The organism is Lebetimonas sp. JH292 (genome assembly GCF_000523275.1).
Taxonomy (GTDB): Bacteria; Campylobacterota; Campylobacteria; order Campylobacterales; family Nautiliaceae; genus Lebetimonas.
The window spans coordinates 684,184-707,717 of sequence record NZ_ATHQ01000001.1 but is presented as its reverse complement, the minus strand read 5'-3'; the positions used below and the strand labels follow the sequence as shown (position 1 = coordinate 707,717).

The window sequence follows — 23,534 nt, the reverse complement described above, 5'->3', positions numbered from 1 at the left end:
CAAATTAGGTTATTATACTAAAAATTTCTAAATTCTACAGGAATGGAGGAAATTATTTGCGAACGGTCAAGTTTTCTTTTTTGAGGCCCGATATTTCCGATTGTTTCTTTATCGGTTTCAAAAAAATTCTGAAGATAATATTTGCCTTTATAGCTTTTATCTTTTAAAATTTTAATAATTTTATTTATATCGTTTTCATCCAGTAAATCAGTATGCACGGTAGTTCTTACTTCAAATTCAACATTACTGTTTATTAACATTTCAAGTGTTTTTTCAAATTTATCATAATGATTGTTTTTAGTAATTTCTTCAAATTTATAAGGAGGGGCTTTAAAATCAAGTGCTATATAATCCACTAAATTATTTTCAACCATTTCTTTAATTATTTCTGTATTAATACCGTTTGTATCGAGTTTGATTTCAAAGCCCATATCTTTTATTTTTTTAGCAAAATTTATTAAATTGGAATAAAGTGTGGGACATCCCCCGGTAAATGTCACTCCGTCAAGCAATCCTGTTCTTGTTTTTAAAAATCCGATTATTTCATCTTCTTCAATTATCTTTTTACCGAATACAACATCTTTATTATAACAATAAGGGCATCTCATATTACATCCGCTAAACCACAATATGGCACAAAGCCTTCCGGGAAAATCAAGAGATGAAAATTTTTGAATGGAATAAATTCCGTTCATTAACTTTCTTTAAAATATTTTCTTTCTCTGTGCTCCGCCTTTTTACCTATATTGAAACTCTCAACAGGTCTGTGATATCCCATAACCCTTGTATAAACCATGCATTTTTGTCTTTTCTCTTTTAATTGTTCCAAAATTTCTTCTTTAGATAATTCTTTTACTTTCATATTCTCTCCTTTTTTAGATTAATCATCAAGCTTATATTTTCCTTCTTCAATTTCTCTTAAAAGCTCTTCATCACAGTATGGACAATATTCATATTCACCCGCAATATATCCGTGTTTAGGACATACACTGAATACCGGTGTTATTGAAATATAAGGAAGCCTGAAATTGGTAATTGCTTTTTTTACCAGATTTTTGGCCGCTTCGGGTGAGCTTAATTTTTCACTCATATATAAATGCAATACCGTTCCCCCCGTATACAAAGTTTGCAAATCATCCTGCAGACTTAGGGCTTCAAAAGGATCGTCTGTATAATTTGCAGGAAGCTGGGATGAATTCGTATAATAAGGCGCATCTTCAAATCCCGCCTGAATAATATTTGGAAATCTTTTTTTATCTTCTTTTGCAAACCTGTATGTTGTCCCCTCTGCCGGAGTCGCTTCAAGGTTATATAAATTTCCTGTAATTTCCTGATATTTTATAAGCTTATTTCTCATAAATTCAAGCACTTCTTTTGCAAATTCCACTCCCCAAACAGTTGCTATATTTTCCCTATCACTTGTAAAATTTCTTATCATTTCATTTATACCGTTTACGCCGATTGTGGAAAAATGGTTGTTAAATCCCGGCAAATATCTTTTTGTATAAGGATAAAGCCCCCTGTCATACATTTCCTCTACAAATTTTCTTTTCTTTTCCAAGGTTGATTTAGCCAAATCCATTAAATATTCCAATCTTTCAAGTAACGCTTCCTTATCGCCTTTAAACAGATACCCAAGTCTTGCCATATTGATAGTTACAACACCTATACTTCCTGTCATTTCGGCACTTCCGAAAAGCCCGCCGCCTCTTCTTTTAAGTTCTCTCAAATCGAGCTGAAGCCTGCAGCACATACTTCTGACCGCTCCGGGCTCATAAGCATTTGGATTTCTCACCCTGTTTCCGTTTTCATCTGTAATATACTGACTACCTATAAAATTTTGAAAATAACTACTTCCTATTTTTGCGGTGTTTTCCCAAAGAGCCTTAGCAGCAGGTGAATCCCAGTCAAAATCTTCGGTAATGTTTACCGTAGGGATAGGAAAAGTAAAAGGCTGGCCTATTGCATCACCTTCTGTCATTACCTCATAATAAGCTTTTATAATTTCCTGCATTTCGGGCTCGAAATCTTTATATGTGGCATCTGTCAGTTTTTTGATATTGGGGTTCCTTTTTTGTAATTTTTTTAATAATTCTTCATCTTCCATACCTTCAAGCAAATGTTTATTGTTTCTTGTCGGTATCTGATCTTTCAAATCATCCGGAACCGTAAAATCTATGGTAATATTTGTAAAAGGACTCTGCCCCCACCTTGCAGGAACATTAAGATTATATACAAAACTTTCAACCGCCTCTTTAATTTCATTAAATTTCAGTTTATCTTTAAACACATAAGGGGCAAGATATGTATCAAAACTGCTGAATGCCTGGGCTCCGGCCCATTCACTCTGAAGTATTCCAAGAAAATTCGCCATCTGTCCAAGAGCACTTCTGAAATGAGAGGGCGCCTTGCTTTCTACCCTTCCCCTTACTCCGTTAAACCCTTCGTTAAGCAGATTCCTTAAACTCCAACCAGCACAGTATCCGCTCAGACAATCCAAATCATGGATATGATAATCTCCGTCTCTGTGAGCCCTTCCCTCTTCAGGAGAATATACCTTATCAAGCCAGAAATTAGCAATAACTTTTCCTGCGGTATTATTTATAAGTCCTGCGTGTGAATAACCCGTATTGGAATTAGCGTTTATTCTCCAGTCCTGTTTGTTGATATATTCTTCGATTGTTGTATTGCAGTTTATATATGTAGCGTCTTTATTTAATAAATTTTCTCTTTGAAGTTTATGCAAATGCCGATAAAGCATAAAATTTTTCATTACATCAAAATATCCGTGTTTATAAAGAGATTTTTCTATTAAATCCTGAATATATTCGACTTCAGGTGTTTCTATTTCTTTAATCTGTTCAATTACTTCATTAAACACATAAGGGTCATATTTAACATTTGTAGCGTCAAAAGCCTTAATTATCGCTTCTTCTATTTTATAGGGAAAGTAGTTTTGTAAGCTGCCGTCTCTTTTTATTACTCTTTTCATTTTTTACCCCTGCGGTTTTTGAAATTATACTACCGCAAGCTTAATTAAAACTTAAAAAATCCCGAGATTTCGGGACTCTTTTTATCCTAAATAGACATTCATTCCCAAAACTTAGAGGTTAACTTATAACTTTATATTTAAAAATTTTTCCTGCAAACATCGGTTTAATATCTCCCACTATATACGGGGCCGTCCATTCCTCTTTTATTAATTTAACTTTTTTCTCCGGCACATCAATATTGAAATTTTCTCTTGCATTATCGCTTATAAATTTTTGAAAAGTTTCAGTATCTTCTTCAAAAAATTCGGCAAGCGCAGGTAAAATTACCGGAGCAGAAAATACGCCGGCGGCACCTTTTAGTTTGTTTTTTATAGGATGTGGGGCGGAATCGCTTCCAAACATAATTTTTTTATGACCGGATTTTACAAATTTTTGAATTTCAGCTCTATCTTTTGGAGTTTTGACAACAGGTTTACAGAAATAATGGGGATTTAGCATTCCACCTGCAACCTCATCAAGCGTTAAAAGAAGATGATGAAGCGTAATAGTCGCATATAAATTTTCATATTTATCAAGTAAATCTAACATTTCTGCAGTTCCAACATGCTCCATTATAATTTTAAGTTTTGGAAAGTCTTTAGCTAATTTTTCATAAACGGGGATAAACTCTTTTTCCCTCTCCATTACAAATCCGTGGGTCTCTCCGTGAATACTGAGAGGAATTCCAAGTTCCTGCATTATTTCAAGCACCGGATAAACCGTTTCAATTCCCCTGACGCCGCCTTCACTGTTAGTTGTAATTCCAGCGGGATAAAGTTTAATTGCAAAAATAAACTCTTTTAATTCTTTTAATTCTTCTTCTGAATATTCTCTCATAAAAACATTCATAAGTGGAATAAAATTTTTAGAATTGCTTAAAATTTCCTCTTTATAAGAAAGAAGTCTTTCTTTATTATCAACGGGCGGCACAAGATTTGGCATAACAACTGCCGCTGCAAATTGACTTTCAGTGTAAGGTAAAACATCTTTTAATATTTTGCCCTCTCTTAAATGCAAATGCATATCAATCGGAGTATTTAAAATCATAATTATCCTTTATTTTACAATTTCAATTTCTATATTATAAAATTTTTCTAAATTTTTAAAATCAAAATCAAATGTAATAATCTTTTTACAAAACTTATTTGCCATTTCTAAATGAATAAAATCATTAATATTTCTACATTTATTTAATTTTATACATTTTTGATAAGCATTTAAAACATCATGTTTATTAAAAGTAAATTGACAAAATTTAGAATAAAAATCAATATGTTCTTTACATTCATTAATAATTTTTAGTTTTGATAAAGTAAAAATATATTCACTTATTGCAAGAGAAGAAATTACAAACTCATCGTGTTTTAAGGCATCTTTTATCAATTTTTCAGCCAATAAATATTTTTCTTCATCTTGATTTAGCGTATTATAAATTAAAACATTAGTATCAAAATAAATCATTATTTACCTCATTTTCCATACCTTTATAATATGAAACTTTGGGTTTAACTCTTTTTTTAGTAATTTGTTTAAATTCTTCTAAATCATTTTTATTTTCATTCTTTGGAAAAATTAAAATTTCAATTTCTTTTCCAATATATTCTTTTGGTATATGAATAATTAATTTTTCTTTATTTGGTTTTACAATTTCTCTAATCATAATATACCTTTACAAAACAAATTTTATATCTTTGTGTTCATTGAGACGCTTAAAAAATTCATTTCTCTCTTCCTCACATGTAACATAAACTTCAAATTTTTGTGAATGGTATTTTCCGTGCGATTTTGAATCTTTAATTTCACATTCCTGGTTGTTTATACACTCTTTTACGGCTTTTTTCATTTTTTCTTTATCTTCTCCTATAATAGTATATCCCCATATTCTCGGATATTCTATCTTTTTTTCCATATTATTCCTTTAATTTTATATTAATTTATTATATAATTATATCATAAGGGGGAGAGATGCCTGCAATAATCTTGTTTATATTACTTTCAATTCTTAGTGCCGAAAACATTACACTGGATTTAAAATGGAAAAATGCTTTTCAGTTTGCCGGTTTTTATATGGCTAAAGAAAAAGGATTTTATAAAAAATATGATTTAAATGTAACTTTTAAAGAACTTAGCGATAATAATCCTATAAGCGATGTTTTAAATAACAAAGCTCAGTTTGGAATTGCAAATTCCTCTTTAATTTATTATAAACTGAAAGGAAAACCTGTCATTGCCCTTATGCCTGTTTTTGAAAATACTCCTATTGCAATTGTTTCAACTGACCCATCTGTTAAAACGTTAAAAGATCTAAAAGGCGAAATCATACATTCACCAAAAATGGGATTTTATAACATCGCTATCATCGGAATGTTAAAAAAAGCCGGTATAGACATTTCCACTAAAATTTTTAAAAAAAGGTATTTATATTATTTATTCCATACAAACTCTTTTCGCCTTTAAATGAAGGCATCGATGTTTACATCAGAAGATTTTGTAAAAAAACATCCTGTAATTGTTAAAAATTTTGTAAAAGCAACTCAAAAAGGCTGGGAGTATGCAAAAACCCATATAGATGAAACTGTAAAAACAATTCTCAGAAAATACAATACTCAGCATTTCTCATATGAAAAATTAAAAGATGAAGCTTATAAAACACTTCCTTTTTTATCAGAAAATTATCTGTTTAACAGAGAAAAAATAGATCAGCGTTAATTTTTAATATAAAAAACGATTTTGATTTTTTTGATTTTGTATATTCCCCTTATATCACAGAGAAAACAGAAAAAACCTTTATAGAAAACAACCTCATTCATTGTATATCCACTTCAACCTCAAAGACAATGAATTAACAGGTATTTCTATAGATTTTTGGAAAAATATCATTAACAAAATCTATCTGAAAAAATTTTGTGAAATTGCACCTGATTTTACGACTGAATTAAATAAAATGAAATATAAAGAAGCTGATGTTATTCCAAATACAACAAATACTCCAAAAAGAGAACAATATGCAATTTTTACAAAGGCTTATGTATGTTATCCCATTGAAACAATGTAAATGTTATTTTAAATATGGAAGATTTATATAACAAAAAAATTGCCGTAGGAAAAAATTATACAGCATACGAGTTAGTAAAAAAATATTATCCAAAAATCAAAATTGTTCCTGTAAAAGATTCAGAGGAAGGTTTAAAACTTTAGGAAAAAGGGGAAATTTTCGGAGTTATTGATATTTTCCCCACACTGGCATATTATATATCAAATATTTCAAAGAAATTTAAAAAGGAATACCATACGAAAAAGTAAAAAAAAGATATTTAATAGGTGCTGTTATAATAGCAAGCTTATCGTTAATACTGGTTTTATTGGTTCTTTTGTTTTTCAAAATAAAAAAAATAAAAAAGCAACTCATGACAAACTTATTACAGAAATTTATAACAGACTGGAAATGAACAAAAGATTAATTGAGGAAATTGAAAGAGCAAAAAGATATGAAACCCCTTTATCAATCATATATTTTGATATAGACCATTTCAAAAAAATTAATGACATTTATGGACATGAAAAAGGAGATGAAGCTTTAAAAGAAAAAATATTAGAAAAACAGACATTTTTGGTAGATGGGGAGGAGAAGAATTTTTATATTACCTTCCACCAAAGCAAAAGAAGCGGTTAAAATTTGTGAAAAACTAAAAAAAATTATACAAGAGCATGATTTTGACGGTTTAAATGTTACTATATCTTTCGGTATATCTGAATTAAAAGAAAATGACGATAATATTTCAATAGTAAACAGAGCCGACAGAGCTCTTTATAAGGCAAAAGAAAAAGGAAGAAACATGGTTGTTTACATAAAATAAACTACAGGTACAATTGTTGGATATTTTTTGGTTTTTCTAAATATATGTTTTCTAATTACATTTCTAAGTTCATTTTCAAAAATTCTATTTTTTTCATATACATAATCTTTGGCATGATTAATATAATTAATTAAAATATCTTCCATCTCTTTTGCAAATGCTTTATCATCTTTATCCGCAATAATTCCATATGTTGTAACTCTCGGCCTTCCTATTAGTTTTTTATTTTGCCTATCTATTTGGGCAACAACCATAATAATCCCCTCATTTGCTAATTTTTGCCTATCCAAAACAATATCTGTTTCAATCTGTTCGTTTATCTGGTTATCGATATATATTTTTCCTGTTTTTACAGATTTTACCTTTCTGACCCTTTTTGGAGTTATTTCCCATTGTTCGCCATCTTCCATTATGAAGATATTATTTTCATCCAATCCTGTTGTAAGAGCAGTTTCCCTGTGTTTCATCCTATGGTTATATTCTCCGTGAACAGGGAAAAAATATTTAGGCTTAACAAGCCTTATCATCAGTTTCTGCTCTTCCTGAGAAGCATGTCCGCTTACATGAATTTCACTGAACTGTTGATAGGCGACTTTTGCGCCTTTTTTCATCAAAAAGTTTATCAGTTGGGAAACACTTGGCTCATTTCCGGGTATGGCCCTTGCACTGAGCACTATCTGATCACCTTCTTTTATTTTAACGTGTCTGTGCTCGTCTATAGCCATTCTGTATAATGCACTCATGCTTTCCCCCTGGCTTCCGGTAGTGACAATTAAAATTTCATTGTCCTGATATTTCCCTATTTCATAAGGATCTATAAAAATATCCCTTGGAAGTTTGATATAACCCAAATCCATTGCCACGTTTAAGTTCTGTTCCATACTTCTTCCGATAATACAAACTTTTCTTCCGTGTTTTATACCTCTTTCAATTGCCTGATAAACCCTGTGTATGTTGGAAGAAAATGTTGACATTATAACCCTGCCCTTGCTTTTCAAAAACAGATCGTCAAATGTGTTTCCAACTATGCTTTCACTCGGGGTAACACCCGGTTTATATGAATTTGTAGAATCGCTGAAAAGTGCAAGCACCCCTTTTTCACCGTAATATGCGATTCTATTTAAATCAGGGGCGTATCCGTCAATCGGTGTATGGTCGATTTTAAAATCCCCGGTATGTATTACTGTCCCCGCCGGGGTCTGTATGGCAAGTGAAGATGAATCAATAATAGAATGTGTCATATGAATCCACTCTACTTTAAAATCCCCTATTTGAATAGGATGCCTTTTTTTTACGCTTCTGAAATAACTTTTGTATTGCAGAATTTTATGTTCTTTAAATTTGTTTTCTATCATGGCAAGAGGCAAACTTGTTCCATAAATTGGAAACTGCATTTCTTTAAAGAGATATGGCACGGCCCCTATATGGTCTTCGTGACCGTGTGTTATTATAAGCCCTTTTATTTTATGCCTAATTTCCCTTAAATATGTAAAATCGGGAATTAAAATATCAACTCCGTGCATATCCTCGCTCGGAAAACTCATCCCGCAGTCAATTATAATTGCACTGTGTTCTGTTTCAAGTACTGCACAGTTCCCCCCTATTTCATCAAGTCCGCCAAGCGGGGTAAACTTAATCCATCTTTTTGTATTTTCATTTATTTTATTAAATGTATTAAGCCTAGACTTATGAATTTTTTCATTTTCATTAAAAGCTTTATTCAAATCTTTAAACCATACAAAATTTTTTGGATCTGCTTTTTTTTGCACAGATTTTAAATTTTGTTTTTGATTGTTGTTTTTATTATTCTGTTTACTGAGATTTTCGTTTTTGTTTTCTTCCATTCTTACTCCTTTCCTTTAGCGCGGAAAAGAGCCGGAAAAAAGTTAAGCCGTCTACCTGGTGAGGTCTTAATTTCGGATCAAGTTCAAAATCTTTCAAATTCAGCCCTGTTGCAGATAAATTCTTACTGAGTGTTTTTCTGGGATTACTAAATGCTATTTTTAAAAATTTAGCAAACTCCTCATTAAAGCTTTCTTTAAACTTTTCAAATAAAATTACACTACTTGTCACCTTCGGAGCAGGAACAAACGCCCCGGGAGGTATATCAAACAATTTTTTTACTTTTGCAACACTGCTTGCCAAAACAGCCAAAGAAGAATAATTTCTATTGCCTGTTTTCGCACTGAATTTATCTGCCACTTCTTTTTGGATTAAAACCAAAATATTTTTTGCGTTTTTATCTTTAAGGGCTTTTAAAATTATATTTGTTGCTATATAATACGGTAAATTTGCAATCAAATCATAATTTTCTTCAGCCAAAGAACCCTTTTTCCAAAATTCAAGAACATCACCACAAATTAGATTTAAGTTTGGAAATTTATCTTTTAAAATTTCACACAAATCTTTATCAATTTCTATTGCTGTCACTTTTCTTTTTTCCAGCAACTTTTCCGTTAAATCGCCTAAGCCAGGCCCAATCTCTATAATTAAATTTTGAGTATTGGGCATCGCTTCGACGATTTTTTCCAAATAATATTTATCTTTTAAAAAATTTTGGCCAAATTTTTTCTTTGCTCTGATTATAACATATCCTTTTTATAATGTAAAGTATGTTAAAATTATAACAAAAAAGGTTTTTTATGGAATATTTTGCAAAAAGAATAATTCCCTGTCTTGATGTTAAAGAAGGAAGGGTTGTAAAAGGGGTAAATTTTGTAGGCTTGCGCGATGCAGGTGACCCTGTTGAAGCTGCAATAAGATATAATGAAGAAGGAGCGGATGAACTGACTTTTCTTGATATAAACGCAAGCCATGAAAAAAGAAAACCTATAATTGATATTATCAAAAACGTGGCAAAAGAAGTTTTTATACCTTTAACAGTAGGAGGGGGTATAAGCGAACTTGATGATATTTATAATTTATTAAACGTGGGATGCGATAAGGTTTCAGTAAATTCAGCCGCTGTAAAAAATCCGGATTTTATAAATGAAGGGGCGAAAAGATTTGGAAGCCAGTGTATAGTAGTTGCAATAGATGTAAAAAAAGTAGCGCCTCAAAAATGGAATGTTTTTATAAAAGGAGGCCGTGAAGACACAGGACTTGATGCTATTATCTGGGCAAAGGAGGTAGTAGACAGAGGTGCGGGGGAAATACTTTTAACATCAATGGATACAGACGGGACAAAAGCAGGATTTGATATTCAAATAACGGAAATTATTTCAAAAATGCTCAACGTACCTGTTATTGCCAGCGGAGGGGCAGGAAAAATGGAGCATTTCAAAGAAGTTTTTGAACATTCGGCAGATGCTGCATTAGCGGCAAGTATTTTTCATTTTAGAGAAATAGAGATAATGGACCTTAAAAAATATTTACAGCAAAACAATATAAGCGTGAGAATTTAAATGGAGAATGAAAAATGAAAAATGAGCTTTGCTCATCTGGCCGCTTGAAAAGCGGCTATGATGGAAAATGGAAAATAATTTTATTGTTACCTTTAATTTTAAATGCTTTTAATGTTAAATTTATAAAAATAGAAAAAAAATTTATTATTCCAAATGAAGATGCCGTTTTAATTCAGACAAAAGAAAATTTAATATTTCCTTTTAAATTTTACAGAACAAAAAACGGTTGTTATATTATAAAAGATACCAGAGAAGTTGAAAATTACCTGAATAATAAATTTTATGCCCCAAAAGACGCAAAATTTAAATACATTAAAATTGCCGTTGTTGATATGGACCAATTTCAGTATCAAATTATTAAAAAACTATCAAACATTTATAAATCATGTAAAATAAAAAATATTATTTTTTTAAATTCGGACGAGGAAAAAATTGTTTTAAAACCGACAGAAATAAAATTAAGATATAAAATTACATTGGATTGTAAATAAATGTTTCACGTGAAACTATTTATAATAAATGGAGAATAACAATGAAAAATAAAAAATCGGTGATTATTTCAGCCGGAAATCAGGAAGTTTTTAATTTCGCTTATCCTATTGGTATAGGACTGATAGAAAGTGCTGTAAATTTGACAAGATTGTGTCTTTTTGACAAACCTGATATTATAATATTCATAGGCAGTGCCGGAAGTTATGGAAAAATAAAACCTTTTGAAATAATAAAAACAAAAACCGCTTCAAATATAGAACACTGTCTTTTAAATCAAAAATGTTACACACCGATTGAAAATGTAATTTCTCTTTCTGTTTCACGTGAAACAATTATAAATTCATCAAATTATATAACAACAAGTAAAAAAATTTCAAAAAAATATCTTTCATTGAATATTGATGCTGAAAATATGGAATTTTTTTCTGTACTCAAAGTGGCAAAAGAATTTAATATTCCCGCAATTGGCATTTTTGTAATTACAAATTACTGTTTTAAAAATGCACATAAAGAATACAGCCGAAATATAAAAAAAGCAAAAGAAAAATTAATTAAATATCTAACTGATGAAAAAATAATAAAGGAAATTAATGCTTAAAAAACAGTTTATGGATTATTTACCTGAAGAACTGCTCGAAATGGGAATTGAGCCAAAATTCAGAATAAAACAATTATACCAGTGGATATACAGAAAATATATAGATGAATTTGAAAAAATGCAAAATATTCCAAAAATTTTAAGAGAAAAACTTTCAAAAGAATTTATAATAAATCCATTTGAACTTATAAACCATGAGATTTCAAGTGATGAGACAGAAAAATTTTTATTTAAGTTAATTGACGGAAGAACGGTGGAAACAGTGCTAATTAAAATGAAAGAGAACAAATATACAGTATGCGTTTCAACTCAAGTTGGATGTAAAGTTGGATGTGCTTTTTGTTTGACTGCAAAAGGGGGATTTGTTAGAAATTTAAGCGCAGGGGAAATTGTCGGACAAGTCTGGTGGATGAAAAAATTTAAAAATTTTGATGAGAACAAAGCACTAAATATTGTTTATATGGGTATGGGCGAACCTCTTGATAATTATAATAATTTAATAAAAGCAATTAAAATTATTTCACATCCGGACGGGATGAATATTTCAACAAGAAGACAAACTGTCTCAACTTCCGGTATTGCACCAAAAATAAAAAAATTGGGAGAAGAAAATTTAGGGGTTAATTTAGCAATTTCCCTTCATGCTGTTGATGATGAAACAAGAGAAAAACTAATTCCTATGAATAAAGCATATAACATCAAAAGCGTTATAGACGCCATTAAAGAATTTCCAATAGACAAAAGAAAAAAAGTAATGTTTGAATATTTAGTTATTAAAAATGTAAATGATGACATAAATGCCGCTAAAAAATTGGTAAAATTATTAAACGGAATTCCAAGTAAGGTTAATTTGATTTATTTTAACCCCTATCCCGGAACAGATTTTAAAAGGCCTGACGAAGAAAGTATGAAAAAGTTCCAAGATTATCTGATAAATAAAGGAATTATGTGTACAATAAGAAAAAGTAAGGGAATGGATATTTCAGCTGCCTGCGGTCAACTGAGAGAAAAAAAATTAAAGGAAAAAAATGGCTGAACTTAAATATTTAGCAGATGGGATAAGACTTCATTTAAAAGAATTTTATTATAAATTAATACATGATAATCTTAATGAATATTATTATTTTCATTTTGATTCAATTGAATCAGGGTTAAAAGCTGAAAAAATTTTACAAAAAGAAAATATAAAATCAATTCCTGTCCCAAATGATATTTTTAAAGATTGCGGGGTAGCAATTCTAACAAAAGAAAAAGAAAAAATAAAAAATATTTTAAAAAACAGAGATATAAATTATGAAATTTATAAATATGAGAATAAAAAACCAAAAAAAATAGAGGGGAATATAGAAGCTAAAAGCTGCAGGGTTAGTTAAATATTTCTATATCAGCCCTGTTTTTAAGCCTATCAAAATATGTTTTTAAAATGATTTCCTGTTTTTGCTGGGCCAATTTTGAGTAAATTAAGTTTTTTACTTTTTCCAAAGGCATTGTTTTTTCACCTTCTTTTTTTACAACATAAAACATAGAATAATTTGCCCCGTCGTTGAAAATAGGGGAATATCCACCCTCTTTTATATCTTTTAAAATAAAAATAAGCGATAAAGGCATATTATCAGAATTTAAAACCAAATTTTTGGTACTTATTAAGGGATTGTTTATTAACGGATTTTCTTTTATCTTTTTCAAAAGTTCAGGATTATTGGCAGAATATTTTATAACCTGAATGGAATCAAAAATAGTAAAATCTTTTTTATGCTTTTTATAATAATCCGTTATTTCGCTTGGTGCAATTCTAAGTTTGGTCTGAATAATCTGCTCAAACAATTTTCTTTTCAAAAGATTGTTTTTTATCTCTTTTCTTAATTTATTTAGTTTGCCTTTTTGGGTCAATATATTTTTAAACTGAAACAAATCCATACCGTTTTGTTTTGCAATTTTCTCCATTTCATTTTCTATTTCAAAATCGTCCACATTTATTCCTCTTTTTTTTATTTCACTTTCAATTAATTTTTGATCAATCAAAACAGACAAAGCCTTTTCTTTAGAGAGATTACTGTTTTTGGCAAAACTGTTTAACTCATATGAAGTAATGGGCTCACCCTCCACATTTGCAATAACTTTGTCAACTGTTTTAGCATTTAGACCCATAATCAACAATCCTATTAATAAATATTTTTTCATTTCATTCCTTCATTATTTTTTCTATTTTTCCCAATGTTTCAAACAAACACCCAATTTTTTCTTCCGGTATATTCTGTTCTATTTTTTTTCTAAATTCCAAAGCTTTTTTATCAACTTTATCTAAAATTTTTCTGCCTTTTTCTTTTAATATTAATTTATAAGAACGTTTATCTATATTTTCCTTTTTTATTAAATCTTTTTTTTCCAACGCAATAATAAATCTTGTTATGGCTGCTTTATCTTTATTTAAAATATCCGCAATTTCAGAAGGCGTTAAATTTTTAATGCTTATCAATTTAAGAAATGCATATTGCTCACTTGATATACCAAAATCTTTAATTTCCTTGTTAAAAGCTTTTCTTAAAGAATTGAGTGTATTGGATAATTTAAGAGCTATAGAATTTTCTATATTAAAATGCATAATTTTCCTTCGTCAATTTACTTAGAATTGTATCAAAAACAAAAAAATTTATAAAATACTTACTATTTCTTTTATTGATTCAATTAAAAAGTCCGGTTTTGCTTTTTTCAAATCGGCTTTTTTAAATTTGCCTGTTTTTACCAAAACTGTTTTAATCCCACATTTTTTAGCGCCTGTTATATCACTTTCGATATCATCTCCTATCATTATTACCTCGTTTTTATTTAATTCCATATCATCTATTGCTTCATTAAAAAATTCACAGCTTGGTTTTCCAAGTATTTTAGCCTCAATTTCGCTTGAATATTCCAATGCATTTACAAATGCCCCCGCATCAAGTGACAACCCGCCGTTGTCTTTAAAATATCTGTTTTTATTCGTTGCCAGAAATTCGGCACCGTCCATTATTTTTCTAAAAGCAATATTCAAATTGTCATAAGAAAAATTTTTATATGCGTCCGCTATTACCACACTGCCCTCACCTTTTAACTCTTTTAAATATTCTTCCGCCTCGTCCGTTGCTATTATAAAGGCTTTTTTGCCATGTTTAATTAAATATTTCTTAACTGCGTAAAGGGCAGTGAAAATTTCTTTTCTTTCAATATTGAATCCAAAATTTTTAAGTTTTTCATAAATTTTTTCAGGTGTGTTTCTTGAAGAATTAGACAAAAATCTGATTTTATACCTGCTTTTCAAATAATCTATTGTCTCTATCGCCCCGTCAATTACTTTATTTCCTTCATATAAAACCCCTCCTATATCACATAAAATCCCTTTCATTTTTTCCCTCCAATACCGCAGTAAAACACTGTTTTACTTTTCCTTTTAAATAAAGTCTGTCATTATTTATAATAATTTCAAGCTCTTCCTTGCTTTTTGGATAAACCTTTATACTGTCCTTTATTAAATTATTATCTCTCGCAACCAAAAAGCTTGCACACATACCCGTACCGCATGCAAGTGTTTCATCTTCAACTCCTCTTTCATAAGTTCTTACAAAAAGTTTATTATCCCTAACTTCGGCCCAGTTTACATTTGCATTATATTTTTCTCTTAAATTCTTAGCTAATTTTTTATCAAAATTATTTATATCTTCTAAAATTACAATATGAGGCACTCCTGTATTATATATTGTAAATTTTTCCCCAAAATCTTCATATTTTCCAATAAATTTATAAGGACTCAACTGTGTTTTTACAATATTTCCTTCTACATGCGCCTCTATAACTCCTGCAAGGGTTAAAAACCGCATTTTATTATCTGTAAGATTATTATAATACGCATAATGAGCGGCCGCCCTGCTCCCGTTCCCACACATTTCAGCCTCACTTCCGTCTGAATTATAAAACTGCCATTCAAAATCATATTTATCATGAGGTAAAATTACAATAAGACCGTCCGCTCCTATCCCTTCGAATCTGTCGCATAAAGCTTTTGCCAGATTACTTCTGTTTATTTTTTTAAATGTATGAAAAATTACAAAATCGTTTCCACTTGCATTATATTTACTTACAACCATTAAAATCCTTTTAGAAATTTTTCTTCAAATTCTTCTGCGTTAATCGGGGGAGAATACAAATATCCTTGAATAATGTCAACACCTTCCAATAATAAAAATTCCTTTTGTCTGTTTGTTTCAACCCCTTCTGCGACAATTGATAAATTAAGGACTCTTCCAAGTAAAATAATAATTCTCACTATTTCTTCGTCATCCCTGTCTATACTTATATCTTTTACAAAAGTTTTGTCTATCTTCAATTCTGTTAACGGAAATTTTTTAAGGTATGATAAAGATGAATAACCTGTCCCAAAATCGTCAATGGAAATTCCTATTCCCAAATTTCTCAGCCTGTTTAAACAACCAACACTTTTTTGTGGATTTTTCATTATACTCTCTTCTGTAACTTCTAAAATCAGATTTTTAGAATCAAAATCATTATCGTTCAAAACAGCTTCTATTTGATTTATAAAATTATTGTCCTGCAAATCTATCATAGTAATATTGCAGCTGATTTTCCCGGGATTATAACCATCTTCCTGCCATTTTATATATTGATTGATAGCTTTTTTCAGCACAATTAAATCAATATTTTTGATTAATTTTTTTTCATATGCGATTTGCAAAAATTTATCGGGAGTTAACAGACCTTTTTTAGGATGATTCCATCTTATCAGCACTTCACTTCCATATAAGTGTTCATCTTTTGAAACTTTCGGCTGAAAATAAATATCAAACTCTTCATTTTCTATTGCTTTTATTAAATCCCTTTTTAATTCGGTTTTTTCTTTAATTTTTTCACCTAACTCTTTTTTATAAAATTCAAAATTTCCTTTACCTTTTCTTTTTGCTTCATACATTGCCATATCGGCATATTTAATCAAATCATTCAAATCTTCGCTGTCAACCGGATAAACAGAAACACCTATGCTCGAATCTATATTAATTTCTTTAGTGTTTATTAAAATTTTTTCTTTTATAGCCTTTTTAAGCCTGTCAATAACAATTAAAACCTCATCAATTTTATTATAAGGAATAAAAACAAGAAACTCATCCCCGCCGAATCTGATTAAAATATCGTCTTTTCTTAAAACATTTTTTAATCTTTTTGAAATTACCTTTAATAAGATATCTCCATATTTATGTCCCAAAGTGTCATTAACTTCTTTAAAGTAATCCAAATCTATAAACAAAATGGCCAGTTTTTTATTTTCTCTTTTAATTTTAGCCTGTAATATTCCAAATACATATTTTAAATAATTTCTGTTAAAAAGCCCTGTTAAATTGTCCGTAATGCTTTTTTCTCTTATTTTTAACTGTTCTTTTTCAATTTCTTTTTCATAATCCAAAAACATTTTTTGAACTATTTTTGCCAGAATATATGAAATAATTAAAGAAACAAATAAAATTAAAAAACTGAAAATTTTTAATTTTTTACTCATTTCTTTAAATAACTGCTGCTGTTTTTTTTGAAGTTCCACCAATCTTTCATTCAAAAAATTAATATATACCCCGCTTCCCACCAATGCGTCAAACGGTTTAAAAACTTTAACATAAGAAACTTTCCACACAGGCTTTTTGTTAAAATTGTATCCCAAATATCTTACATATGTTCCGTCAGGATGTTTTTTGGCTTCATTTACCAAAAGCTGAAACACTTTTATTCCGTTTCTTGTTAAATTCCATCTGTTTATTTTCATTAAACCATGGTCGGGATGATATAATGTGTTTCCGTAAAAATCCAAAATAAAAATATAACCTTTGTTGGGCCATCTGAAATTATCAAAAATTTTTACTATTTTTTTTAAAATTTTCTGTTTACAAATATTTTTTGGAATATGCTGTTCATTACATTTTTGAATTTCTTCATTATATATTGTGGCTAAAATATTATAAGCTATATCAACCCTGATTTTGGTAGTTGTTTTAAGGTCTTTGAAAAATTCTTTTTGAGTTTGAATCTGCTGTTTTTTAAAATAACCATCAAGCGTGATAAAAACAGAAACATAAGAAACAACAACCGCAAATAGTGTCATTAAAATAGGCAATAAAAAAATCTGCAAAGATATTTTTTTAACTTTTCTGGTCATTCAGCTCCTTTTTATTATGTTATAATCATACCAAAAAAAGGCAGCTTATGATATTAATTTCAGGACCCTGCGTAATAGAAAGTAAAGAACAGATTTTTAAAATTGCGGAATATCTAAAACCATACAAAGAAAAATACGATTTTTATTTTAAAGCAAGCTTTGATAAAGCCAACAGAACTTCATTAAATTCTTATAGAGGCCCCGGAATTGACAAGGGGCTTGAGATATTAAATGCAGTAAAAGAAAAATTCGGATACAAACTTTTAACTGATGTTCATGAAACATGGCAGGTTCAAAAAGCAGCTGAGGTTGTGGATGTTCTTCAAATTCCGGCGTTTCTTTGCCGCCAGACGGATTTATTAACCGAAGCCGCAAAAACAGATAAAATAGTTAATATTAAAAAAGGCCAGTTTATGAATCCGGCCGATATGAAATATTCTGTTTTAAAAGTGCTTGAAACAAGAGGGATAAAAGAAGCCACATACGAAAATTCAAAAAAATACGATGTATGGTTAACTGAAAGAGGCACCACATTCGGATATGGAAATTTAGTGGTTGATATGAGAAGTCTGGTTATTATGAGAAATTACGCACCTGTTATTTTTGATGCAACACACAGCGTTCAGATGCCGGGCGGCGCCGGGGGAAAAAGCAGCGGTAAAAGGGAATTCGTGCCATATTTAAGTAAAGCTGCCGCAGCGGTTGGGGTTGACGGATTTTTCTTTGAAACACATTACAATCCAGATGAGGCTTTAAGCGACGGACCTAATATGATTACGCCTGAAACGTTGGAAACCATTTTAAAAGACATTGATTGTATAAATAAATGCAAATAAATTAATAATGGAAAATTAAGAGAAAGGAATAGTATGAAAGTAATTGAAGGAAATTTACAAATAACAGGTAGCGAAAAAATTGCAATAATAGCAAGCAGATTTAATCATTTAATTACGGACAGATTAGTAGAAGGGGCAAAAGATGCATTTTTAAGAAACGGAGGAAAGGAAGAAAATTTGAGCCTTATTTTAGTTCCAGGTGCATTTGAAATTCCGTTTGCCCTAAAAAGAGCGCTAAAATTAAATAAATTTGACGGAATTGTTTGTGTGGGGGCGGTAATCAGGGGGGCAACCCCTCATTTTGATTATGTGGCGGCAGAAGCCACAAAAGGAATAGCAAATACCACCTTACATTCAAACACACCTGTGACATTTGGCCTTTTAACCACAGATACAATAGAACAGGCCATAGAAAGGGCAGGAACAAAAGCCGGAAACAAAGGTTTTGAAGCAATGACAGGACTTATTGAAATGATAAATTTATATAAAAATTTAGGAGAATAAATGGCCACAATCACACATGCAAGAGAAGCCGTCATTCAAACATTATATGCAAAAGAAATGGGAAATGACGATGCTTTTAACCAGTTTGAAGAAATATTAAAAGACAAAAAAGTAAAAGATGCCAAAGCAGGGTTTGCCAAAAAATTATTAAAAGGAATAATAGAAAATTTAGACAAAATAGATGAAATAATAAAAAATCATTTAATAGACTGGGATTTTGAGAGACTTGATAAGATTGACAAACAGATTTTAAGACTTGGTGTTTATGAAATACTTTTTACCGACACACCTTATCAGATAGTTATAAACGAAGCGATTAAAATAGCCAAAAACTTCTCAGAAGACAAATCAAAAGGTTTTATTAACGGTATTTTGGATAAAGTGGCAAAAGAGAAAGAGATTATTTTAAAATCTCTGGCTTAAATTCTTCAGGTAGTCTGTTTTTATCTGTTTTTAATAAATCTTTTTCAACTACCCTGAAAATTTTATCTTTATTTTTAAGTTTTTCCAAAATATCTTTGGCATAAATTTTAGGAAGAGATAAAAACACTTTTTTTTCTCCAAGTTCATTTATTATTAAATCAATATCTTCGGCCACATCTTTTACGGCTTCATTTATAATTTCCTGTTTTAGGGTATGTTTTTCCCCACTTGTGGCTCTATCTAAAAATCCTGGCTTATACGTCGTGCCGGTTGTGTCTGTAATTAAATCCTGAAGTTTTTTATGGGATTCGACCACATCTATACCTCTTACAAAATCAAGTTTGATTTCTTCAGGTTTTAAACCGGCTTCGGCTTCCGGTGTTCTTGGAGAGGCAATATATGCTTTAATTTCTCCAAGTCCTGCAACTATAACTAAATCTCCTACTTTCATATTACTCCTTTTTTTTTAAATTATACTTAAATTTTTGGCAAATGCCAATCATAAATATATGCAAAAATTCTTAAAATTATTCCAAAAATAAAAATAAACGGTATCAAAAAATTATAATTAAAAAAATAAATTATAAAACCAATAATAATGCTGATGCTTCCGTAAAATTTTTCTCTTAATATAAAAGGAACCTCATTTATCATAATATCTCTTATCATTCCGCCACCCACAGCTGTTATTAAAGCCAAAAAAACAACACCGAAAATATTAAACCCAGCATTTATTGCCGCTAAAGCCCCGGAAATAGAAAAAGAGGAAAGCCCTATCGCATCGCTTAAAATAAAAATAGTTTTATTTTCAATATTTTTTTGATGAAATTTTAAATAAATTCCTATAATTACAACTATTAAAACCATGCTCCCTGCAAAAGAATTATTAAAAGCAAAAATATTTCTATGAGTCAATAAATCCCTGATAATCCCTCCCCCGAGCGCTGTAAAAAAAGCGCTTAAAATTATTCCAAGCATATCAAGCCTATTTTTAACGCCTATTATGAATCCGCTGATTGAAAAAGCTATTATGCCTATAATATCCGCTATTTCTAACATTTTATCCTCTGAGCGTGGGTAATTGCCACAGCAATTGCATCGGTAATATCAAAAGGTTTGATTTCACCTTTTATACCCAAAATTTTTTTAACCATAAATGCAACCTGCTCTTTTGCGGCTTTTCCGTTTCCTGTTACAGCTTTTTTAACCTGGAGTGGGGTATATTCAAAAAAATTCCCATGGATTTGCAAAACCCTAAGACTCAAAGCCCCTCTAAACTGGGCCAGTTTAAGAACAGTTTTAGGGTTAAACGCATAAAAAATATTTTCTATTGCGACATCGTCTATATCATTTTGATATATATTATCAATCCCTTCTATAAGTTCGGACAATTGATACTGTAACTCTTTTTCTTTTATTTTTATAATTCCCGCATCTATCAGATGAATTTTGGGCTTTGTTTCAATAATTGCATATCCGCATCTGATGGTTCCGGGATCGATTCCCAATATTTTCATTATTTCCTTTCACAATTAATTCAGTTTTTATTCACATCTTTTTCACAATGTGAATAACTTATATAGACATTTATTTTAGGTTATGATAAAATTAAATTCACATAAATTTTCACAAATTTTTCAACATGTGAATAAAAAAATTTTCACAAAATTTATACAAAGGTTTAAATTGAACTTATTTGAAAAAATAAAAAAACACTTAAAAAGTGAAAATCCTGTGAATTATAATAAATTTTTAAAAAATTTAACACTCGATGAAGAAAATTCATCATCATCGCATCTGATAATCAAAGCCGCAAATATTTTCATAGCAAGCTATATAAAAAGAAAATTTTTAAATAAAATAATTTCACTTTATGAAAAAGAAACGGGAATAAAACCCAATATTGAAATTATAACCGGAAAAATAAAACCTAAAATTACAAATATTGAAGCCACCCCTTCCCTTACCCAAATCAGTGTCCTGATTCCCGAATATACGTTTGAGAGTTTTATAGTGGGACCCTCAAACCAGTTTGCATACACAGCTGCAAAAAGTGTAGCTGAAAACCCAGGAAAAAATTACAACCCGCTGTTTATATACGGAGGTGTCGGACTCGGAAAAACGCACCTGCTCCAGGCAATTGGAAATTATCTCAAAAATAGACTTAATGTATTATATGTAACAAGCGAACAATTTATGAACGAATTTATAGAAAACATAAGAATGAAAACACCCGAGAGATTTCACGAAAAATACAGAAACTGCGATGTGCTGCTTATCGACGATGTTCAGTTTTTTGCCGGGAAAGAACAGACCCAGGAAGAATTTTTCCATACATTCAATGAACTGTATAATCAAAAAAAACAAATCTGCCTAACAGCGGACAGACCTCCCAAAAAACTTTATGACCTGGTAGACAGACTCAGAAGCAGATTTGAAGCAGGACTTATAGTAGATATTCAACCTCCTGAACTTGAAACAAAAATAGAAATAATAAGAAAAAAATGCGAGCTTAACGGAATTTACCTGCCTGATGAAATAATAGAATATATTGCTACAAAACTCGATTCCAATATACGTGAAATTGAAGGGATGATTACAAAAATAAATGCAATGTCCAAAATTCTCGGAGTAAACAAAATTACTCTCGATTTTGCAAAACAGGCGCTAAAAGAACATATAAAAGATAAAAAAGAAAATATTACACTCGAGGATATAATAGAATTAATTGCAAAAGAATTCAATATAAAACCAAGTGAAATAAGTTCAAAAAGCAGAAACAGAAATATTGTTCAGGCAAGAAGATGCGCAATTTACCTTGCAAGAGAATTTACCCAGGAATCAACTCCTAAAATTGCGAAATATTTTGGTCTCAAAGATCACAGTGCAGTAAGCCATGCTATAAAAAGTTTTAACAAAAAATTAAAAGAAGACGCGGATTTCAGAATGAAAATAGAAGAACTAAAAAGTAAAATACAACTTAAAAAAAGTGAATAATGTGAACAAAAAAATTTTCACATTCACCAAGAGAAATTAGATATAATGGTAAAAAATAAAGTTTTTCACATATTAACGCTGCTTATTATTACTATTAAAGAAATTTAAAAAGGAGAAACAATGCATATCAAAATTGAAAAACCGTTAATAGAAAGCATATTATCAAATATAATGGGTTTTACTGAAAAAAAAGACAACACCCAGATAACATCACATATTTTATTAGAAGCAGATGAAGAACTAACTATAAAAGCCACAGATAAAGAAATAGGAATAAAGCTATCAACAAAATGTAAAATATTAAAAAAAGGTAAAATAACACTAAATGCAAAAAAAATAAACAATATCGTAAAAGCCCTTAAAAACAAAGAAATTGAAATAATTTCCGAAAATGAAAAAATAACAATAATCCAAGACACCTCCGTATATAAGTTAATTTCATTCGATCCTAACCAATTTCCTGAATTTCCAACAACAGATAATTTGGAAAAAATTGATATAAAAATAGATGAATTTCAAGATGCAATAAAAAAAATTTATCCGGTAATCGATACAAATAATCCGAAATATGAATTAAACGGGGCTTTATTTGATTTAAAAGAAAAATCAAATTTTGTTTCCACCGATACAAGAAGACTTGCACTTTATTATTCAAATGCAAAAGCAAAAGAAAATAAAATAATAGTACCTAAACGTTCAATTGCAGAAATTAAAAGAATTATCAGAGATGATATGAAGATTTTTTATGACGAGACTTATTTAATTTTAAAAAACAAAAACATATTCTTTTTCACCAAACTGATAAACGGAAAATTTCCTACTTATGAAAAAATTATACCAAAAAATCTGATATATAAATTAAAAATTGATAAAAATGAATTTCTTTCACATTTAAAACAGATAAGTATAGTCTCCACAGAAGTAAAAATTACAATAAGAAAAGACAAAATTGAATTTGAAAGTATATCAGAAGAAAGTATGCAGGCTAAAACAAGTTTTGATTACAACTGCGATATAGAAGAATTCACATTTGCCGTCAACAGCAGATATATAATAGACTTTTTAACTGTAATAGATAAGGAAGATTTTATCTTGGGGTTAAACGAACCAAATATTCCATTTATCTTAAACAGTGAGAATTTCCTGACAATAGTAATGCCTCTTAATATATGATATAATATTAATAAAATAAATATATTTT

Annotated in this window: 30 protein-coding genes and 2 pseudogenes; 16 read left to right on the top strand and 16 right to left on the bottom strand. The window is 30.0% G+C overall.

What is annotated here, in order from left to right:
* Window positions 1-17 precede the first annotated feature (17 nt).
* The 6 genes and pseudogenes from DZ64_RS0104265 to DZ64_RS0104235 form a co-directional block, all read right to left on the bottom strand.
* Complete coding sequence (locus DZ64_RS0104265; protein ID WP_024789574.1) at window positions 18-695, bottom strand: anaerobic ribonucleoside-triphosphate reductase activating protein; 678 nt, start codon at window positions 693-695, stop codon at window positions 18-20.
* Window positions 695-2,992, bottom strand: a pseudogene (locus tag DZ64_RS0104255) (ribonucleoside triphosphate reductase). Before DZ64_RS0104255 ends, DZ64_RS0104265 begins: the two are co-directional and overlap by 1 nt.
* Before the next feature lie 118 nt (window positions 2,993-3,110).
* A complete protein-coding gene (gene pyrC, locus DZ64_RS0104250; protein WP_162147529.1) occupies window positions 3,111-4,079 on the bottom strand; it encodes a dihydroorotase in 969 nt (322 codons plus the stop codon).
* 9 nt (window positions 4,080-4,088) lie between these two features.
* A complete protein-coding gene (locus tag DZ64_RS0104245) occupies window positions 4,089-4,493 on the bottom strand; it encodes a type II toxin-antitoxin system VapC family toxin (protein ID WP_024789570.1) in 405 nt (134 codons plus the stop codon).
* Complete coding sequence (locus DZ64_RS0104240; protein ID WP_024789569.1) at window positions 4,480-4,692, bottom strand: hypothetical protein; 213 nt, start codon at window positions 4,690-4,692, stop codon at window positions 4,480-4,482. The genes DZ64_RS0104245 and DZ64_RS0104240 overlap by 14 nt, the downstream gene beginning before the upstream one ends.
* A 9-nt stretch (window positions 4,693-4,701) precedes the next feature.
* Window positions 4,702-4,941: a DUF493 domain-containing protein gene (locus DZ64_RS0104235; protein ID WP_024789568.1), complete on the bottom strand. Its 240-nt coding sequence runs from the start codon at window positions 4,939-4,941 to the stop codon at window positions 4,702-4,704.
* 56 nt (window positions 4,942-4,997) lie between these two features.
* On the opposite strand from DZ64_RS0104235, the gene DZ64_RS0104230 reads away from it, so the two are divergent.
* The 6 genes from DZ64_RS0104230 to DZ64_RS13715 all read left to right on the top strand — a co-directional run bounded on the left by DZ64_RS0104230 (window position 4,998) and on the right by DZ64_RS13715 (window position 6,889).
* Window positions 4,998-5,489, top strand: coding sequence for an ABC transporter substrate-binding protein (locus DZ64_RS0104230; protein WP_024789567.1), 492 nt, complete (start codon window positions 4,998-5,000; stop codon window positions 5,487-5,489).
* Window positions 5,490-5,501: 12 nt separating this feature from the next.
* Complete coding sequence (locus tag DZ64_RS0104225; protein ID WP_024789566.1) at window positions 5,502-5,741, top strand: ABC transporter substrate-binding protein; 240 nt, start codon at window positions 5,502-5,504, stop codon at window positions 5,739-5,741.
* Between the two features lie 100 nt (window positions 5,742-5,841).
* Window positions 5,842-6,087: a transporter substrate-binding domain-containing protein gene (locus tag DZ64_RS0104215; protein WP_024789565.1), complete on the top strand. Its 246-nt coding sequence runs from the start codon at window positions 5,842-5,844 to the stop codon at window positions 6,085-6,087.
* Window positions 6,088-6,101: 14 nt separating this feature from the next.
* On the top strand, window positions 6,102-6,230 hold the full coding sequence (locus DZ64_RS13725; protein ID WP_255327515.1) for a hypothetical protein: 129 nt from the start codon (window positions 6,102-6,104) through the stop codon (window positions 6,228-6,230).
* Between the two features lie 25 nt (window positions 6,231-6,255).
* Entirely contained in the window at window positions 6,256-6,705 is a 450-nt protein-coding gene (locus tag DZ64_RS13720; RefSeq protein ID WP_024789564.1) for a GGDEF domain-containing protein, read from the top strand.
* Window positions 6,650-6,889 carry a diguanylate cyclase gene (locus tag DZ64_RS13715; protein ID WP_024789563.1) on the top strand — a complete coding sequence of 80 codons (240 nt, stop codon included), beginning with the start codon at window positions 6,650-6,652 and terminating at the stop codon, window positions 6,887-6,889. The genes DZ64_RS13720 and DZ64_RS13715 overlap by 56 nt, the downstream gene beginning before the upstream one ends.
* On the opposite strand, the gene DZ64_RS0104195 is transcribed toward DZ64_RS13715, so the two are convergent.
* Window positions 6,877-8,733 carry a ribonuclease J gene (locus tag DZ64_RS0104195; RefSeq protein WP_024789562.1) on the bottom strand — a complete coding sequence of 619 codons (1,857 nt, stop codon included), beginning with the start codon at window positions 8,731-8,733 and terminating at the stop codon, window positions 6,877-6,879. The genes DZ64_RS13715 and DZ64_RS0104195 overlap by 13 nt on opposite strands.
* The gene (rsmA, locus tag DZ64_RS0104190) at window positions 8,702-9,421 is read right to left on the bottom strand and encodes a 16S rRNA (adenine(1518)-N(6)/adenine(1519)-N(6))-dimethyltransferase RsmA (protein ID WP_236618645.1); all 720 of its coding nucleotides are present in this window, start codon (window positions 9,419-9,421) and stop codon (window positions 8,702-8,704) included. Before rsmA ends, DZ64_RS0104195 begins: the two co-directional genes overlap by 32 nt.
* A 110-nt stretch (window positions 9,422-9,531) precedes the next feature.
* On the opposite strand from rsmA, the gene hisF reads away from it, so the two are divergent.
* From hisF to DZ64_RS0104165, 5 genes are read left to right on the top strand one after another with little or no spacing between them, the layout of a single operon-like run.
* Window positions 9,532-10,293 carry an imidazole glycerol phosphate synthase subunit HisF gene (hisF, locus tag DZ64_RS0104185; protein ID WP_024789560.1) on the top strand — a complete coding sequence of 254 codons (762 nt, stop codon included), beginning with the start codon at window positions 9,532-9,534 and terminating at the stop codon, window positions 10,291-10,293.
* A gap of 14 nt (window positions 10,294-10,307) precedes the next feature.
* The gene (locus DZ64_RS0104180) at window positions 10,308-10,784 is read left to right on the top strand and encodes a hypothetical protein (RefSeq protein WP_024789559.1); all 477 of its coding nucleotides are present in this window, start codon (window positions 10,308-10,310) and stop codon (window positions 10,782-10,784) included.
* Window positions 10,785-10,843: 59 nt separating this feature from the next.
* Window positions 10,844-11,383 carry a purine-nucleoside phosphorylase gene (locus tag DZ64_RS0104175; RefSeq protein ID WP_024789558.1) on the top strand — a complete coding sequence of 180 codons (540 nt, stop codon included), beginning with the start codon at window positions 10,844-10,846 and terminating at the stop codon, window positions 11,381-11,383.
* Complete coding sequence (rlmN, locus tag DZ64_RS10625; RefSeq protein WP_035003115.1) at window positions 11,376-12,419, top strand: 23S rRNA (adenine(2503)-C(2))-methyltransferase RlmN; 1,044 nt, start codon at window positions 11,376-11,378, stop codon at window positions 12,417-12,419. The genes DZ64_RS0104175 and rlmN overlap by 8 nt, the downstream gene beginning before the upstream one ends.
* Window positions 12,412-12,756 carry a DUF3343 domain-containing protein gene (locus DZ64_RS0104165; RefSeq protein ID WP_024789557.1) on the top strand — a complete coding sequence of 115 codons (345 nt, stop codon included), beginning with the start codon at window positions 12,412-12,414 and terminating at the stop codon, window positions 12,754-12,756. The genes rlmN and DZ64_RS0104165 overlap by 8 nt, the downstream gene beginning before the upstream one ends.
* On the opposite strand, the gene DZ64_RS0104160 is transcribed toward DZ64_RS0104165, so the two are convergent.
* From DZ64_RS0104160 to DZ64_RS11385, 5 genes are read right to left on the bottom strand one after another with little or no spacing between them, the layout of a single operon-like run.
* Entirely contained in the window at window positions 12,749-13,564 is an 816-nt protein-coding gene (locus DZ64_RS0104160; protein ID WP_024789556.1) for a peptidylprolyl isomerase, read from the bottom strand. The genes DZ64_RS0104165 and DZ64_RS0104160 overlap by 8 nt on opposite strands.
* Window position 13,565: 1 nt before the next feature.
* Window positions 13,566-13,985 carry a MarR family winged helix-turn-helix transcriptional regulator gene (locus DZ64_RS0104155; RefSeq protein ID WP_024789555.1) on the bottom strand — a complete coding sequence of 140 codons (420 nt, stop codon included), beginning with the start codon at window positions 13,983-13,985 and terminating at the stop codon, window positions 13,566-13,568.
* Between the two features lie 48 nt (window positions 13,986-14,033).
* Window positions 14,034-14,765: a TIGR01458 family HAD-type hydrolase gene (locus DZ64_RS0104150; protein ID WP_024789554.1), complete on the bottom strand. Its 732-nt coding sequence runs from the start codon at window positions 14,763-14,765 to the stop codon at window positions 14,034-14,036.
* Window positions 14,746-15,504, bottom strand: a complete 759-nt coding sequence (dapF, locus tag DZ64_RS0104145) for a diaminopimelate epimerase (RefSeq protein WP_024789553.1) — start codon at window positions 15,502-15,504, stop codon at window positions 14,746-14,748. Before dapF ends, DZ64_RS0104150 begins: the two co-directional genes overlap by 20 nt.
* Window positions 15,504-17,573 carry an EAL domain-containing protein gene (locus tag DZ64_RS11385; RefSeq protein WP_024789552.1) on the bottom strand — a complete coding sequence of 690 codons (2,070 nt, stop codon included), beginning with the start codon at window positions 17,571-17,573 and terminating at the stop codon, window positions 15,504-15,506. The genes dapF and DZ64_RS11385 overlap by 1 nt, the downstream gene beginning before the upstream one ends.
* 38 nt (window positions 17,574-17,611) lie before the next feature.
* Between DZ64_RS11385 and kdsA the strand changes: the two are divergent.
* From kdsA to nusB, 3 genes and pseudogenes are all read left to right on the top strand, one after another.
* Window positions 17,612-18,409 (top strand): annotated as a pseudogene (gene kdsA / locus DZ64_RS0104135) (3-deoxy-8-phosphooctulonate synthase); the annotation flags it as partial.
* 33 nt (window positions 18,410-18,442) lie between these two features.
* The gene (ribH, locus tag DZ64_RS0104130) at window positions 18,443-18,913 is read left to right on the top strand and encodes a 6,7-dimethyl-8-ribityllumazine synthase (protein ID WP_024789550.1); all 471 of its coding nucleotides are present in this window, start codon (window positions 18,443-18,445) and stop codon (window positions 18,911-18,913) included.
* Entirely contained in the window at window positions 18,914-19,336 is a 423-nt protein-coding gene (nusB, locus tag DZ64_RS0104125) for a transcription antitermination factor NusB (RefSeq protein ID WP_024789549.1), read from the top strand.
* Here the strand turns inward: nusB and DZ64_RS0104120 are convergent.
* The 3 genes from DZ64_RS0104120 to ruvC are packed head-to-tail and all read right to left on the bottom strand — an operon-like array spanning window position 19,314 to window position 20,853.
* Window positions 19,314-19,787 (bottom strand): host attachment protein, encoded by a 474-nt coding sequence (locus DZ64_RS0104120; RefSeq protein WP_024789548.1) that lies wholly within the window; start codon window positions 19,785-19,787, stop codon window positions 19,314-19,316. The two genes, nusB and DZ64_RS0104120, sit on opposite strands and share 23 nt — an antisense overlap.
* A 26-nt stretch (window positions 19,788-19,813) precedes the next feature.
* Window positions 19,814-20,395: a trimeric intracellular cation channel family protein gene (locus tag DZ64_RS0104115; protein WP_024789547.1), complete on the bottom strand. Its 582-nt coding sequence runs from the start codon at window positions 20,393-20,395 to the stop codon at window positions 19,814-19,816.
* A complete protein-coding gene (ruvC, locus tag DZ64_RS0104110; RefSeq protein ID WP_024789546.1) occupies window positions 20,389-20,853 on the bottom strand; it encodes a crossover junction endodeoxyribonuclease RuvC in 465 nt (154 codons plus the stop codon). Before ruvC ends, DZ64_RS0104115 begins: the two co-directional genes overlap by 7 nt.
* Window positions 20,854-21,022: 169 nt before the next feature.
* Between ruvC and dnaA the strand changes: the two genes are divergently transcribed.
* Window positions 21,023-22,333 (top strand): chromosomal replication initiator protein DnaA, encoded by a 1,311-nt coding sequence (gene dnaA / locus DZ64_RS0104105; protein WP_024789545.1) that lies wholly within the window; start codon window positions 21,023-21,025, stop codon window positions 22,331-22,333.
* A gap of 120 nt (window positions 22,334-22,453) precedes the next feature.
* Window positions 22,454-23,506, top strand: a complete 1,053-nt coding sequence (gene dnaN / locus DZ64_RS0104100; protein WP_024789544.1) for a DNA polymerase III subunit beta — start codon at window positions 22,454-22,456, stop codon at window positions 23,504-23,506.
* Window positions 23,507-23,534 lie beyond the last annotated feature (28 nt).

Excerpts from the sequence above, each read along its gene's own strand:
- DZ64_RS0104265 (WP_024789574.1), bottom strand. The coding sequence starts at position 695 with ATGAACGGAATTTATTCCATTCAAAAATTTTCATCTCTTGATTTTCCC.
- pyrC (WP_162147529.1), bottom strand. The coding sequence starts at position 4,079 with ATGATTTTAAATACTCCGATTGATATGCATTTGCATTTAAGAGAGGGC.
- DZ64_RS0104245 (WP_024789570.1), bottom strand. The coding sequence starts at position 4,493 with ATGATTTATTTTGATACTAATGTTTTAATTTATAATACGCTAAATCAA.
- DZ64_RS0104240 (WP_024789569.1), bottom strand. The coding sequence starts at position 4,692 with ATGATTAGAGAAATTGTAAAACCAAATAAAGAAAAATTAATTATTCAT.
- DZ64_RS0104235 (WP_024789568.1), bottom strand. The coding sequence starts at position 4,941 with ATGGAAAAAAAGATAGAATATCCGAGAATATGGGGATATACTATTATA.
- DZ64_RS0104230 (WP_024789567.1), top strand. The coding sequence starts at position 4,998 with ATGCCTGCAATAATCTTGTTTATATTACTTTCAATTCTTAGTGCCGAA.
- DZ64_RS0104225 (WP_024789566.1), top strand. The coding sequence starts at position 5,502 with ATGTTTACATCAGAAGATTTTGTAAAAAAACATCCTGTAATTGTTAAA.
- DZ64_RS13725 (WP_255327515.1), top strand. The coding sequence starts at position 6,102 with ATGGAAGATTTATATAACAAAAAAATTGCCGTAGGAAAAAATTATACA.
- DZ64_RS13715 (WP_024789563.1), top strand. The coding sequence starts at position 6,650 with ATGGGGAGGAGAAGAATTTTTATATTACCTTCCACCAAAGCAAAAGAA.
- DZ64_RS0104195 (WP_024789562.1), bottom strand. The coding sequence starts at position 8,733 with ATGGAAGAAAACAAAAACGAAAATCTCAGTAAACAGAATAATAAAAAC.
- hisF (WP_024789560.1), top strand. The coding sequence starts at position 9,532 with ATGGAATATTTTGCAAAAAGAATAATTCCCTGTCTTGATGTTAAAGAA.
- DZ64_RS0104180 (WP_024789559.1), top strand. The coding sequence starts at position 10,308 with ATGAAAAATGAGCTTTGCTCATCTGGCCGCTTGAAAAGCGGCTATGAT.
- rlmN (WP_035003115.1), top strand. The coding sequence starts at position 11,376 with ATGCTTAAAAAACAGTTTATGGATTATTTACCTGAAGAACTGCTCGAA.
- DZ64_RS0104165 (WP_024789557.1), top strand. The coding sequence starts at position 12,412 with ATGGCTGAACTTAAATATTTAGCAGATGGGATAAGACTTCATTTAAAA.
- DZ64_RS0104160 (WP_024789556.1), bottom strand. The coding sequence starts at position 13,564 with ATGAAAAAATATTTATTAATAGGATTGTTGATTATGGGTCTAAATGCT.
- DZ64_RS0104155 (WP_024789555.1), bottom strand. The coding sequence starts at position 13,985 with ATGCATTTTAATATAGAAAATTCTATAGCTCTTAAATTATCCAATACA.
- DZ64_RS0104150 (WP_024789554.1), bottom strand. The coding sequence starts at position 14,765 with ATGAAAGGGATTTTATGTGATATAGGAGGGGTTTTATATGAAGGAAAT.
- dapF (WP_024789553.1), bottom strand. The coding sequence starts at position 15,504 with ATGGTTGTAAGTAAATATAATGCAAGTGGAAACGATTTTGTAATTTTT.
- DZ64_RS11385 (WP_024789552.1), bottom strand. The coding sequence starts at position 17,573 with ATGACCAGAAAAGTTAAAAAAATATCTTTGCAGATTTTTTTATTGCCT.
- ribH (WP_024789550.1), top strand. The coding sequence starts at position 18,443 with ATGAAAGTAATTGAAGGAAATTTACAAATAACAGGTAGCGAAAAAATT.
- nusB (WP_024789549.1), top strand. The coding sequence starts at position 18,914 with ATGGCCACAATCACACATGCAAGAGAAGCCGTCATTCAAACATTATAT.
- DZ64_RS0104120 (WP_024789548.1), bottom strand. The coding sequence starts at position 19,787 with ATGAAAGTAGGAGATTTAGTTATAGTTGCAGGACTTGGAGAAATTAAA.
- DZ64_RS0104115 (WP_024789547.1), bottom strand. The coding sequence starts at position 20,395 with ATGTTAGAAATAGCGGATATTATAGGCATAATAGCTTTTTCAATCAGC.
- ruvC (WP_024789546.1), bottom strand. The coding sequence starts at position 20,853 with ATGAAAATATTGGGAATCGATCCCGGAACCATCAGATGCGGATATGCA.
- dnaN (WP_024789544.1), top strand. The coding sequence starts at position 22,454 with ATGCATATCAAAATTGAAAAACCGTTAATAGAAAGCATATTATCAAAT.